This is a genomic window from Pandoraea sp. LA3 (assembly GCF_022696215.1).
In the GTDB taxonomy this organism is placed as follows: domain Bacteria; phylum Pseudomonadota; class Gammaproteobacteria; order Burkholderiales; family Burkholderiaceae; genus Pandoraea; species Pandoraea capi.
In genome coordinates, this window is the sequence record NZ_PTPY01000041.1 from 48964 (window position 1) to 62495 (window position 13532).

Genomic DNA, 13532 nt, shown 5'->3' on the forward strand with positions numbered 1-13532 from the left:
CCAGCCGTTCGGGCCGGTCAAGCGTGTTACCATTTTTTCTTTTGGTCTTCACGCGGTTGCTGAATGAACTTCGCTTCTCCTGAAACCCTGGTGATCGCTTCACGCGAGAGCCGCCTCGCCATGTGGCAAGCCGAACACGTTCGTGACGCGCTGCACAAATTATATCCGCAGTGTCACGTCAGTATTCTCGGAATGACCACTCGCGGTGACCAAATTCTCGATCGCTCGCTTGCGAAGGTCGGTGGCAAGGGGTTGTTCGTCAAGGAACTCGAGCTGGCGCTGGCCGACGGCCGTGCCGATCTCGCCGTTCACTCGCTCAAGGACGTGCCGATGCAATTGCCGGACGGCTTTACGCTGGCGGCCGTGCTCGAGCGCGAAGACCCGTGCGACGCCTTCGTGAGCAACGACTACGACAGCCTCGACGCCTTGCCCGCCGGGGCCGTCGTGGGCACATCGAGCCTGCGCCGGGAAGTCAGCCTGCGCACCCGTTATCCCCATCTCAAGGTCGCGCCGTTGCGCGGCAATCTCGACACCCGTCTGGGCAAGCTCGACCGGGGCGACTTCTCGGCCATCATCCTGGCCGCAGCAGGGCTCAAGCGCCTCGGGCTCGCCAGCCGCATCCGCGCGATCATTCCGACCGATGCGAGCCTGCCGGCGGCCGGTCAGGGCGCATTGGGCATCGAAGTGCGGGCCGGACGTCCCGAAATCCTGCAATGGCTCGCACCGTTGCACGATGGCAACACTACGCTGGCCGTGAGTGCCGAGCGCGCCGTGTCGCGCGCCCTTGGCGGCTCGTGTCAGGTGCCTTTGGGGGCGTACGCCGAATTCTCGCCGCAGGGGGAACTGGCGTTGCGTGCGTTCATCGCCTCGACCGACGGCGCGACGGTGCTGCGCGCGGCGGGTTCCGCCCGGGTGGCGCAGGGCGATGTGTCCGGCGCCGAAGCGCTGGGGCAGCGCGTGGCGCAGGAACTGATCGACGCGGGCGGGTTGGCGCTGGTGCCGCCGTCCGAGCCGAAGGACACCGCCGTTTGACGCCGCGCGCACCGCTGCCACCGGCGTCGCCGAACTCGGCCAATACGGCCGCTACGGCCGCTACGGCGGGTACGCCTGCCACGTCCGTGCGCACCGTGGCCGTGAGCGCCGCACCGTGCGCGATCCTCACCCGGCCGGACGGGCAGGCCCAAACACTGGCCCGTGCGCTGAACGCCGAAGGGATCGATACGCTCGAATTCCCGCTGTTGCACATTGCCGCGCAAGCCGATCCCGCAGCGCTAGCGGCGCTCGACGCGGCGCTATCGTCGCTGTCGTCCTACGCGCTGGCCGTATTCGTCTCACCCAACGCTGTCATGCATGCGCTCGCGCGACTGACGTATCTGCAACCGGCGAACGGCGACGGTACGACAAACGCGGGCGAAGAGAGGGGAGCGGGTGAAGCGGGGGCGCGCTGGCCGCAAACGTTACCCGTGGCCGTGGTCGGCCCCGGCAGCGCGCAGGCGCTGGCCGACGCCGGCATTGCGTCGCCCGGACATCGTGTCATCGTGCCGCCGGGCGGTCCCGACGCGCGCTTCGACTCCGAGGCGTTGCTTGAGGCGCTCGATCTGCCGGCGCTCGCGGGGCGACGTGTGCTGCTGGTTCGGGGCGACGGCGGTCGCGAATTGCTGGCCGATACGCTGCGGGCGAATGGCGCGCAGCTCGATATCGTGAGTGCGTACACGCGTCGTGCGCCCGCGCCCGATGCGGCGGCCTGGGCCGCGCTCGAAGCCCGGCTCGCATCGCACGATGGCGCCGAGCGGTGTGCCTGGGTGCTGACCAGCTCGGAAGCGGTCCGGCACCTCGCTACGCTACTCGCGGCGCGCTACGGTACCCGGGACGGCGTGCATACCCCGGGCACCCCGCAAGTGCTGGCCCAAATCCTTGCCGCACCGTGCTTTACTTCGCATACCCGCATCGCAGATGCCGCGCGCTCGGCGGGGTTTGATAGGATTACGCAGTGCGCGCCCGGCGACGACAACTTGCTGGCCGCACTCAAAACATGGGCGGATCCCATTCAAGTCAAGCATGACGACAGATAATCGCGTTCCAGAGTCTTCCCAGAACCCGTCGGTGTCGACCGGCACGACGGCGAATTCACCCGCTACCGGCGGCACGGCCGCAGGGGCGACCTATAGTGCCGCAGGCAGTCCTCCGGCATGGCAACCGCCCGAGCCACCGCAGAAGCGTCGCGGTTCGGGGGCGGCGCTGCCGTGGCTGCTGTTCGTGCTGGTGTCCGCCGGCGCGGGCATCGGCGGCTGGTCGCTCAACCAGAAGCTCGACCGCGTGCAGCAGGAAATGGCGCGCCGTCAGCAGGCGGGCGACTCGCAGGTGATGCAGGCGCAGGTGCGCACCGCGCAGGCGCTCGATAACCAGCGCGACCTCCAGAACCGGCTCACCGCGCTGGAAGGCCGTGTGTCCGACTCGCGCAGTCAGCAGGCTGCGCTCGAACAGCTCTATCAGGAACTGGCGCACAACCGCGACGAGTGGGTGCTCGCCGAGACCGAGCAGATCGTCACGAGTGCGAATCAACAGTTGCAACTGACGGGCAACGTGCGCGGGGCATTGATCGCGCTGGAAGGCGCCGATGCGCGTCTGGCCCGCACCGGCGCGCCGCAACTCGCAGGCGTGCGCGATGCCCTGAAGAAGGACATCGACCGCCTCAAGGCCGTGCCCGCCGCCGATCTTCCGCAACTGACCGGCAAGCTCGATCAGGCCATCGCCATGATCGACACGTTGCCGTTGCAGGCCGAAGAACAGCGCGTTGCACCGAAGACGGACGCCAGCGGCCCGAGCGGTGCCGGCGAGACCGGCTGGACGGCCACGTGGCACCGTCTGTCCGGCGAGATGCTCGGCAGCCTCAAGCAACTGGTGCAGGTGCGGCGTCTTGACGATCCGGACGTGATGCTCGTCGCGCCCGAGCAGGGCGCCTTCCTGCGTGCGAACCTCAAGCTGCGCCTGCTTAACGCCCGACTGGCGCTGCTCGCGCGCAACGCCTCGGCGGTGCATAGTGACGTGCTGGTCGCGCAGGCCGCGCTCGACAAGTATTTCGACGCCAAGTCGCGCCGCATCGCCGCCGTCAAAACGTTGCTCGACCAGGTCGATTCAGGCTCGCGCACCATCGAACTGCCGACCCTTGACGCCAGCCTGACCGCCATCGGTCAGGTCAAGGACGTCAAGGAAAAGCCGTAAGGAGCCGGGCATGCGAGGACTGATCTGGTTGACGCTCCTGTTCGCGGTGGCGGCCGGCTTTGCCGTACTGGCCACGTTCAATCACGGGCAGGTGGTGATGCTGGTGCCGCCGTACCGGGTGGACGTATCGCTGAACCTGTTCGTGCTGGCGCTGCTGGCCCTGTTCGTTGCGCTGTACGTCATCATTCGGATCTTGCGCAACATCTACAAGATGCCGGAACGTGTCGCCGCGTACCGCAATCGCCAACGCAGCCGTCGCGCGAACATTGCGCTGCGCGACGCGGTGGCGAACCTCTTCGCCGGACGTTACACGCGTGCGGAAAAGGCGGCGCGCGAAGCGGCGGAGCAGGACGACAATCGTGGTGTGGCCGCGATCATCGGTGCGCGTGCGGCGCATCGCATGCGCGAGTTCGCGCGTCGCGATACGTGGCTGGCCGAAGCGCAGGGCGCGAACCTGGAAGAGGCGCGCTTGTTGCAGACGGCCGAGTTGCGTGTCGACAATCGTGATGCACAAGGCGCGCTCGATGCGCTGACCGAGATGCGTGCGCAGGGCGCGCGACGCATGCAGGCGCAGCTCGTGGCATTGCGTGCGCATCAGCATCTCAAGCACTGGCCCGAGGTGCTGAACCTGCTCAAGATGCTCGAAAAGCGTGAAGCGTTGCATCCGGCGCTGGCAGCCAAGCTCAAGCAGACGGCCAGCGAAGGCATTCTGCGCGACCATCGTCACGATGCGGATGCGCTGCTCAAGTGCTGGCACGAGTTGCCGGCGGATGCCCGCACGTCGGCGCGTATCGCGGATGTCGCCGCTGAACTGCTGATTTCGCTGGACCGTCCGCGTGAAGCGCGCGATATCGTCGAAGCGGCGTTGGCCGAGCATTGGGACGCGCGCTTGCTGCGTCGCTATGCCGAGTGCGCGGGCGGCGACGCCCTGCCGCTCATCCAGAAGGCCGAAGCCTGGCAGCAGCGGCATCCGAACGATCCCGATCTGCTCTACGCGCTGGGCAAGCTGTGCCAGCACCAGCGGTTGTGGGGCAAGGCGCAGACGTTCCTCGAAGGCGCATTGCGTCACACCGACGACCGGCATTTGCAGCAGCGTCTGCATCTGTCGCTGGCGCAGCTCTTCGAAGGGTTGGGGCAGATGGATCAGGCCAATCGTCACTACCGGGCCTGCGCCACGGCTTGAAATATCGAGTTTGCATGTTTGACCGACAACACCCGCCGCGAGCGGGTGTTGTCGTTTACGGCGAATGCACCGATGGCGTGTCAGTCGTCAACGATCCGCCGTTGATAGGACGCATGCCGTTCACGCGCTGGGACATATCGTTAGGTGTCGCTTTCGGCGGTGTGCCGATCGTGGTCGCATTGCCGCTCATTGGCATCGTCCCGTGCTTATGGGAGTTTCTGCTGGGAACGCTGCGCCAAGGCCCTCAATTCGGCTGCCGATGCCGCTGCGCCCGGGGATGGCCCCAATGCAAAGGCACTATGGCGGGCATTGCTGAAATCGCTTGGGAACGTGGGGCGGGTGTTTGCCGACGGGCGACTGTCGGTTGGCGCCTGGCGCGTCTCGATGACGTTGGGCGCTGTCCGGCGAGCGTCTGAAGGACCGGTTAGGGGCGGCACGATAAGTCTCTCCTTGATGGGGGCGAACTGTGTACTGTGCGATACACCTCGCAGGCGCGTCTTTCACAATCCGTTCGGGTGAACGGCGTGAGGGGAAATCACAATCGACACCCGCGTCGATGCGGGTGTCGCGATGAACGATACGGTAGCGCGGTCAGTCCATCATCGTGCGCTTGTACTCGTCGCAGACCGCTTCGAGGGTTGTGTCGAGTTGACTCGTCAGATCGTCGAAGCCCCGGCGGCGGCATGTCGTGCGCAGGTCGTCGAGCATCTGGGCGCACTCGTCCGGCCCGAAGACCAGATAGTCGAAATCACCGCGCATCATGACGATCGGTTCGAGATGTTCGATGAGCGCTCGCGTGTCGTCGTCGGACAGGCGGTCGATGCGTTCCGAGATGGCTTCGACGACGGCTCTCACGTCGTCGGCAAACATACGCCGGCCGCTGCTCGTGAGGGTGCGTGCAATCGCCGCCATTTCGCCGGACGGCACCGCCCCGAGCAGTTCGGACGCCAGTTCGCGCCAGCCGCCGTGCCCTGCGAACGTGCATGCCGCCTCGACGAGAGCCATGGCCGCAGGCGTCTGCTCTGCCTCGTTCAGCAAGCCGATGAAGCGTGCGAGGGGCACGAGACGTTGCGCCGTCGTGCAGGCGCCCGAGCGCCGCATGCCGTCGAGCAAGTCGCGCCATTCGCTCGCACGCTTGTCGGCCGGCCCATCGGCGATCGCATGGAGCCGGTGTGCCACCAGATGTTCGATGCTGGCATGGGTCGACGCTCGCGCGAGCGCTTGGGCACCGTCACCTGACGTCTTGCTGCACGTGAGCAGCATCGCGCGTGCGGCATGCTCCGTACGCATCTCGAAGCGCAACGTGAGTGCAACAACGCGCTCGAACGCCGTGGTCCAGTGTGCAAGCGCCTGATCGGTCTCCAGACGTCGCAACAGCCCTTCGAGCAGATGATGAGCATCGGCGTAGTGCCCCTTGTCGAGCACGGCATCGACGGCACTCGACTCCAGCGTGGCAACCCAGTCGGGTGCCTGCGCTGCGGGGTCGCCGAGCACGAGTAGGGCCTTCCGTAGCACGTGCTCGGGGACCGACGGACGGGGGCGATCGCCCATTCCCGAGGTCGATGGCCTGGGTTCGAGCGCAGGGATCTCGCGCAGGGCGGACAGACGCTTCCAGTGCGCTGCGTGGGTGGCGTCGTCGCCACCGAGGGCCGTGGCGAAGTCGCGCTTGCCGATGGCAGGGCGCGTCACGCTCGTGGCGTCGTCGGTCGACAACGGGAGTTCGAACAGGCCAGTGAAGTCGACGCGCCAATCGCTGGCCGCAAGGCTCAACGACGGTAGCGACGCCAGCGGCGGAGGCGAGGGCACTGCGGGCAGTGTATCGTCAGTGGGGCTCGCCGCAGGTGGGCTGAGGGGCGCCTGAATCGCTTGCCAGAAATCGTGAGGGAAAAGGGCGCGCGAGGGCGTCGTAGATGTTGGGGGGCTTGAGGGTGCCACTGTCGTCACGCAAGCGGCCGACGTCGAGGTCGTGTTGCATGCTGCGGTGGCATCGACCGGCAATGCGGTGTGAATCAGACGTGAAGAAGGAAACAATGCGGACTCCTGACAGATCGTGAAGGAGCCCGCACTGTGCCGGGTTGTCCGGCGTGAGACTTTGCCGCTCGTGTCAGGGCTTTTCTGATTGGGCCGACGGGTTCAGGCGTTTGAGCACGCTTCGCAGATGGAATCCGGCGCCGGGATCGAACAAGTCGAATCTGTCGGAGATGGCGCGATGGACGTATTCCTGAGCCGCCGAGCGGTCTGCTCGTGCGTGCTCGATGAGTCCTTCGGCAACGACTGCCCGGACCGCGTTGTCGTCGATCATCGCCAGTCCCTCATGAACGAACGCAATTCTGGCAGCGGGCGTTGCGCGTGGCGTCGCCGATTCGATCAGGCGCTTGGCCAACTGACTGGCCGCCAGGTGGCGGTTTTCGCCTTCGGGGATCAGCGTGATCGCGTTGGCGTGAAGGGCGATGTCGGCGGTAGTCGACGCTATGGATTGGCGGTCCAGCCGGTCAAAGGCTTTCGTCCACCCGTCGTAACGCTGCTCGGCGCGCATGTATTCAAGCTTCCAGATGGCGGTAGCGCGCCAAAGCTTGTCAGCGTCGGCCGTGCTAAAGCCCGTGAGATTTCGCTGTATTCCCCACGCGACCAGATGCTGCTTGTTGCCGAATACGGTCGCCGTTTGCCGGAAAAAGGCCTCGATCAATGGCGTAGCGCTCGCCCGTTGTTTCATGCCGCTGAAAATCTGGCCGACATACGTCGCCAACTCGCCTGGCTTGCCTATGGCGACGTAGAAGTTGTGCAGATACGAGATCACGAATTCCGCTGCGGGCGGTCGATGATCCTCCTGCAAGAGGTCGATGGCGTTCGCGAATGCCGCCAGTTTGGGGGGCGCCATGGTATCGCCTGGACCGGCTTCCCGGTCGATCAGATAAAACCATGCTTCATAGCGGTTAGCCTCAGCGACGGTGAGCAAGTCGCCCATTGCGGCGGGCCGGGATGCCGGGGACGCCGATGCTGGCACCGTGGCGGGTACTTGATAGACGGGGGGAAGCCTGGCAAATGCGGCCGCACCGCGCGCACGCGCTGCGGCTTTCTCCGCCGCTGACGAGTCCGGCGTGCAGAGGGAGGACGCTTTCGTGCCGAAAACACGTTGCGTGATGCTGGAGAGGAAGTTGCCCGACGCGGTCGAACCGTGAGAAGCGGAACGCACGGCGTTGAGATCCCGCTGAATCGCCTGAGACGTCCCGGCCGCTGCCGATGGTTGTCCGGTCGATTGCGGTTCGAATGTCGAATACTGCACGTGATTCGTAGGCTTTGCCCCCGATAGTGGTTCAGTGCCGCCCATGACGAACTCCTTGATGCGTGGAAAGGAGTGCTCACAGTGAGGCCACTATCGATGGACCACTTTGGGGAATGTCGGCGAATTGCGGAGAACGGCACGGGGATGAGCGATACCTGCAAATCCCCGCGTGGGAAGGGCTTGGAAGGACTTGTCGGATCGCCTCGGCGCGATCCGACGTGCTTTACTCGATCGCCGTCGCTTCGTTCCCGGAGCTTTGACGCAGCGGAATTTCCGGCAGACGGCCCAGCGCGACGATCGCCAGCGCGGCGATCAGCGCACTGCCGCCGAAGAACGCGCCGAAGGCGATCCGCAGGTGTTCCGTCATCCCGGCCGGGGCGCCGCCGGGGCGCAGGAAGTCGGTGAGTTCGCGCGGAGCGCTACCGTCGTCGCCGGAGACCAGCAGGCCGACGATCAGCGCGCCGAACATCGCCACCCCGATCATGCCGCCCAGCGCGCGGAAGAACGCATGCGCTGCCGTGGCAATGCCGATGTCGCGCGGCGCCACGGCGTTCTGTGTGGCCACCGTCATGACCGGCATCGCAGAGCCGAACCCGATCCCCACCAACCCGAGACAGATGCCGATCACCGTGAGCGGCAACGACTGCACCCCTGCGGCGATGACCGCGAGTCCGACAAATGCCACGGGCAGGCCGATCTGCGGGGGCCGCTTGTAGTGTCCCGTCTTGCGCATGTAATGCCCGGCGCTGAGCGCGCCGACCACGATACCGAGCAGCGGCAAGATCAGCATCAGCCCGGAACTGCTGGCCGATTCGCCACGTTGCAGTTGCAGATAGAGCGGCACATAGATGCCGATGCTGATGTTGACCATCATCACCAGCACGGCCATCGTCGAGGTCATGCGAAACACTGGGTTGGCGAGGAGCGCGACGGGCAACAACGGTTCGCGCACCGTACGTTGGTGCCGCAGGAACACGGCGCCGATCACCACGGCGGCCACGACCAATCCGCCGATTTCCGCCGACACCCACGCATACCGATGCCCGCCCCACGTGAGCGCGAGCAGCAGGCAGACGGTGGCGACGATCAGCAGCAGCGAGCCGAGATAGTCGATGCTCGGCTTGCCCTCGCGACGCGGCAGACGTCGCAGCGCGCGGTCGCTCAGATAGATGGCGAGCAGACCGAGCGGAATGTTGATCCAGAAGATGAGCGTCCAGTTGAGGTACTGGGCGAACACGCCGCCCGTGACCGGCCCGGCCACGCCGGAGACCGCGAACATCCCCGAGATATAGCCCTGATAGCGGCCGCGCTCGCGTGGCGAAACGATATCCGCAATCACCGTGTTCGACAGCGCGATCAATCCGCCGCCGCCCAACCCCTGCACCCCGCGTGCAAGGATCAGCGCGAGCATGCTGGGTGCGAGTGCACACAGCACCGAGCCCACGAGGAAGACGGTGACGCTCACGGCGATTACGACGCGTCGCCCGAACAGGTCGGAGAGTTTGCCGACGATGGGCGTAATCGCCGTCGACGACAGCAGGTAGGCGGTGACGACCCATGAGACGGCATCGAAGCTGCCGAGGTCTCGGGCAATGGTCGGCAAGGCGGGCGCGACGATGGTCTGGTCGAGCGAGCCGAGAAACATGATGAGCAGCAAGCCGGTGAGGATCGACTTGACCTCGTTGGGCGTGAGCGAGACGCCGGCCGGCGTCGTCTGTGAGTCGTTGGCGGGCATGCGAATCTGCGAAGCGTAGGGGGCAGGGGAGGCAATCGCTCAGGGAGCAAAAAACAAGCCGTCCCGAGCGGGGACGGCCTGATTCCTGGCAAACATGTTACTCCCACCGTGGCGACCCGGCCAGTCGCCCCGTGGCGTCTCGGTCTCGACGATCAAGACGCCGTTTCGACAAGCGAACTGCGTGTCGTGCCGACAGGCACGGCTACTGATTCACCAATCGGGCCGGGACCGCCAGCGTCAGCAACCCGCCCAGAATCATGAATACGGTGAGCAGGAACATGCCGCTGTTGGTGCTTTGGGTGGCGTCCTTGAGAAAGCCGATGAGATAGGGGCCGACGAACCCGGCCAGATTGCCCAGCGAGTTGATCATCGCGATGCCTGCGGCGGCCGCCGTGCCGCCGAGAAAGGCTGTGGGCAGGCTCCAGAACAGCGGCAGCACGATCATGATGCCCATCGTGGCGAGCGTGAGCGCGACCATCGCGAGTTGCGTGTTGTGGCTCCACACCGTCGAGAGGAACAGGCCGATGGCGCCGAGGAACGCCGGAATCGCGATGTGCCAGCGACGCTCGCCGCGCAGATCCGAGCGACGCCCCACGAGCACCATCGCGATCACCGCGAAGAAGTACGGAATCGCGGTGAGCAGCCCGATCTGCAACGGGTCCGTCACGCCGGTACTCTTGATGATCGTCGGCAGCCAGAAGCCCACGCCATACAGGCCGATTACGAACGAGAAGTAGATGAGGCTCATCATCCACACGCGCGGGCTGGAGAAGACCTGACGCAGCGGCAGGTCTTCCTTGGTCAGTACGTCGCTCGCGATGTTGCGTTCGAGCAGCGCCTTCTCGTCATCGTTCAGCCATTTGGCATCGCGAATCCGGTCGTTGAGCACGAACAGCACGGCAATGCCGATGACGACCGACGGAATCGCTTCGAGCAGGAACATCCACTGCCATCCGGCCAGACCGTTCACGCCGCTCATGTCCTTGAGAATCCAGCCAGAGAGCGGTCCGCCGATCAGGCCCGAGAGCGCCACGGCCGTCATGAACCACGCCGTCATGCGCCCGCGTCGCGAGGCCGGGTACCAATAGGTGATGTAAAGGATGATGCCGGGGAAGAAGCCGGCTTCCGCCACGCCGAGCAGGAATCGCATGACGTAGAACATCGCCGGCGTGGTGACATACATCGTCGCGCCGGAAATGATGCCCCACGAGATCATGATGCGCGCGATCCACACGCGTGCGCCCACCCGATGCAGGATCACGTTGCTGGGCACTTCGAAGATGAAGTAGCCGATGAAGAAGATGCCGGCGCCCAGACCGAACACCGTCTCGGAGAATTGCAGGTCGCCGACCATCTGCAACTTGGCGAAGCCCACGTTCACGCGGTCGAGGTACGCGACCACGTAGCACAGCAGCAGGAACGGAATCAGCCGCCAGCCGACCTTGCGGTACGTGGCAGCTTCGAAGTCGGCATGGGGGGCGCCGGACATTGACGAGGGGGGCGTCGGAACGCTGTTCATACGGAATCTCCTCCGGTTTGACGAGGTGTTGTCTAGTTATGTTTGTGTGACAACTACGGGTGCTACCGACTGCTGGAAACGCAATGAACTTCGGCGTACGGATGTTGGGAGAGCTCGGGCAGCGCGCCTCAGATGCAGCGCCCGCCGTCGACTTCGAGGCATACGCCGGTGATGAAGGCGGCGTCGTCGCTTGCGAGGTAGAGGCAGGCGTTGGCGATGTCCTGGGGGGTGGAGAAGCGTCCGAGCGGAATGCCCGCGAGGAATTTGGCGCGGTTCTCGGGCGTGTTGGGCACGCCCATGAATTCAGCGGTCAGGCCCGTGTCGCCGATGACCGGATTGACGCAGTTCACGCGAATGTTCTGCGGCCCGAATTCGGCGGCCATCGCCTTGCTCGCGGTGATCACGGCGCCTTTGCTGCCGTTGTACCAGACGAGGCCCGGGCGCGGGCGCACCCCGGCGGTCGAGGCGATGTTGATCATCACGCCGCCGCCGCGCTGCTGGAAATAGGGGATGACCGCGCGCGCACTCCAGAAGATGCTTTTCACGTTCACCGCATAGACACGGTCGAACTCGGCCTCGGTGACTTCGAGCAACGGCTTGTTGCGGTGCGTGGTGCCCGCGTTGTTGACCACGATGTCGAGACTTCCGAAACGCGTCACGGCTTCGTCGAGCAGCGTGACGTGATCGCCTTCGAGGGAAACGTCGCCGTACACGAACGCGGCGCGGCCGCCCGCGTCGGCGATCTCGCGCGCGACTCGTTCACCGGCTTCGCGATTCAGATCGTTCACGATGACCGCAGCGCCTTCGCGTGCGAACGTCCTGGCAATGCCTTCGCCGAATCCCGATCCGGCGCCTGTCACGATAGCCACTTTCTCTTGCAAACGCATGCCTTGTCTCCAAAGGTCCCTGATGTGCATTTTTCGACGCGAAGCGCCCGGTGGTCAGGGAGCCTTTGGCGCTTCACTGCGATCGGTTCGTTGCGACTGTTTCAGGTGGCGTGATGCTGAGAGCTGTCGGGGGCGGCGTATCAACCGTGCCGGATGGCGACGGTCTTGAGCGTTGTGAATCCGTAAAGCGCTTCGAAGCCTTTCTCACGACCGTGGCCGGAGTGCTTCATGCCGCCGAAGGGCAATTCCACGCCGCCGCCTGCGCCGTAGTTGTTGATGAAGACCTGTCCCGCGCGGATGTGGCGTGCCAGACGCATCTGTCGCCCGCCGTCGCGCGTCCAGACCCCGGCAGCCAGCCCGTAAGGCGTGCCGTTGGCCAGACGCACGGCATCCGCTTCGTCGGTGAATGGCATGGCCGCCAGGACCGGCCCGAACACTTCTTCACGCGCCAGACGATGCGTGTCCGGCACGTCGCGCAGTAGCGTGGGCGCCTGATAGAACCCGGCTTCGGGTGCGCTGCCGATCACTTCGCCCTGCGACATGACGGCAATGCCGTCGTGCTGCGCTTCGGACAGGAAGTCCCATACGCGTTGCTGCTGACGGGCATTGATGAGCGGGCCGAGGTCCAGATCGTCCTGCGACGGTCCCACGCGCAGGCGTGCGAACGCGTCTGCCAGATGGGCGAGCACGGTTTCGTAGGCGTCGCGCTGCACGAGCAGGCGGCTGCCTGCCGAGCATGTCTGCCCCGCGTTCTGCACGATGGCGTTCACGACGACCGGCAACACGGCGTCCATGTCGGCATCGGCGAAAACGATCTGCGGCGACTTGCCGCCGAGTTCGAGCGTGACGGGCGTGTGGTGCTCGGCGGCCATCTGCGAGATCAGCGTGCCGGTCGCGGGCGAGCCGGTGAACGAGATGTGGTCGATGCCCGGGTGCCGGGCGAGCGCCGCTCCGGCCTCCGCGCCGTAACCCGTCACGATGTTGAGCGCGCCGGGTGGCAGACCGGCTTCCTTTGACAGTTCGGCCACCCGCAGCAGCGACAGGCAGGCGTCTTCGGCCGGTTTCACGACGCACGCGTTGCCGGTCGCCAGGGCGGCGGCGACGCTACGGCCGAAGATTTGCAGCGGGTAATTCCACGGAATGATGTGGCCGGTCACGCCGTGCGGCTCGCGCACCGTGAAGACGGTGAAGCCCTGCTGGTAGGGAATGGTCTCGCCATGGAGCTTGTCGGCCGCGCCGGCGTAGAACTCGAAGTAGCGCACGATGGCCGCCGCGTCGGCGCGCGCCTGCTTGAGCGGCTTGCCGGTATCGCGGGCTTCGAGTTGCGCGAGTTCTTCCTGATGTCTGGCGAGCAGCGTCGACAGGGCGTATAGCGTGCGCCCGCGCTCGGCGGCGGCCGTGTGGCCCCAGTCGCCGTCGAAGGCGGCGCGCGCTGCGCGCACCGCGCGATCGATGTCTTCGGCGTCGCCCCGGGCGATTTCGGTGAACGGCTGGCCGTCGGACGGATCGATGACAGCAATGACTGTGTTCGCGGCACCTGCGGAAGCGGCGGAAACCCCGGCGCGTTTGGCGGGGGCAACCCACTGATTGCCGATGAAGTGTGTAGCTTCGGGCATGTCGACGGCACCTCGTGTGAAGGGTGGAGCCATTATCACTTAACTCACGAGAGCGTTGACCGCCGTATGGGTCACATCCGCATAAAC

The 13532-nt window shown here is 65.5% G+C and carries 10 protein-coding genes; 4 read left to right on the plus strand and 6 right to left on the minus strand.

Going from position 1 to position 13532, the window contains the following annotated elements; genetic code table 11:
• The first annotated feature begins 63 nt into the window (after positions 1-63).
• The 4 genes from hemC to C5N93_RS26765 are packed head-to-tail and all read left to right on the plus strand — an operon-like array spanning position 64 to position 4405.
• Positions 64-1032 (plus strand): hydroxymethylbilane synthase, encoded by a 969-nt coding sequence (gene hemC, locus C5N93_RS26750; protein ID WP_242561646.1) that lies wholly within the window; start codon positions 64-66, stop codon positions 1030-1032.
• Positions 1029-2072 carry a uroporphyrinogen-III synthase gene (locus tag C5N93_RS26755; RefSeq protein WP_242561647.1) on the plus strand — a complete coding sequence of 348 codons (1044 nt, stop codon included), beginning with the start codon at positions 1029-1031 and terminating at the stop codon, positions 2070-2072. Before hemC ends, C5N93_RS26755 begins: the two co-directional genes overlap by 4 nt.
• Positions 2059-3222 (plus strand): uroporphyrinogen-III C-methyltransferase, encoded by a 1164-nt coding sequence (locus C5N93_RS26760; protein ID WP_242561648.1) that lies wholly within the window; start codon positions 2059-2061, stop codon positions 3220-3222. The genes C5N93_RS26755 and C5N93_RS26760 overlap by 14 nt, the downstream gene beginning before the upstream one ends.
• 10 nt (positions 3223-3232) lie before the next feature.
• The gene (locus tag C5N93_RS26765) at positions 3233-4405 is read left to right on the plus strand and encodes a heme biosynthesis HemY N-terminal domain-containing protein (protein WP_150722289.1); all 1173 of its coding nucleotides are present in this window, start codon (positions 3233-3235) and stop codon (positions 4403-4405) included.
• Positions 4406-4996: 591 nt separating this feature from the next.
• Here C5N93_RS26765 and C5N93_RS26770 read toward each other — a convergent pair.
• The 6 genes from C5N93_RS26770 to C5N93_RS26795 all read right to left on the minus strand — a co-directional run bounded on the left by C5N93_RS26770 (position 4997) and on the right by C5N93_RS26795 (position 13445).
• Positions 4997-6211, minus strand: coding sequence for a hypothetical protein (locus C5N93_RS26770; RefSeq protein ID WP_242561649.1), 1215 nt, complete (start codon positions 6209-6211; stop codon positions 4997-4999).
• 298 nt (positions 6212-6509) lie between these two features.
• On the minus strand, positions 6510-7370 hold the full coding sequence (locus C5N93_RS26775) for a hypothetical protein (protein WP_242561650.1): 861 nt from the start codon (positions 7368-7370) through the stop codon (positions 6510-6512).
• 541 nt (positions 7371-7911) lie between these two features.
• Positions 7912-9423: an MDR family MFS transporter gene (locus C5N93_RS26780; RefSeq protein ID WP_242561651.1), complete on the minus strand. Its 1512-nt coding sequence runs from the start codon at positions 9421-9423 to the stop codon at positions 7912-7914.
• Between the two features lie 202 nt (positions 9424-9625).
• Positions 9626-10942: an MFS transporter gene (locus C5N93_RS26785; protein WP_242561652.1), complete on the minus strand. Its 1317-nt coding sequence runs from the start codon at positions 10940-10942 to the stop codon at positions 9626-9628.
• 128 nt (positions 10943-11070) lie between these two features.
• Positions 11071-11829: an SDR family oxidoreductase gene (locus tag C5N93_RS26790; protein WP_242561653.1), complete on the minus strand. Its 759-nt coding sequence runs from the start codon at positions 11827-11829 to the stop codon at positions 11071-11073.
• A 140-nt stretch (positions 11830-11969) separates the two neighbouring features.
• On the minus strand, positions 11970-13445 hold the full coding sequence (locus C5N93_RS26795; RefSeq protein ID WP_242561654.1) for an aldehyde dehydrogenase family protein: 1476 nt from the start codon (positions 13443-13445) through the stop codon (positions 11970-11972).
• Positions 13446-13532 lie beyond the last annotated feature (87 nt).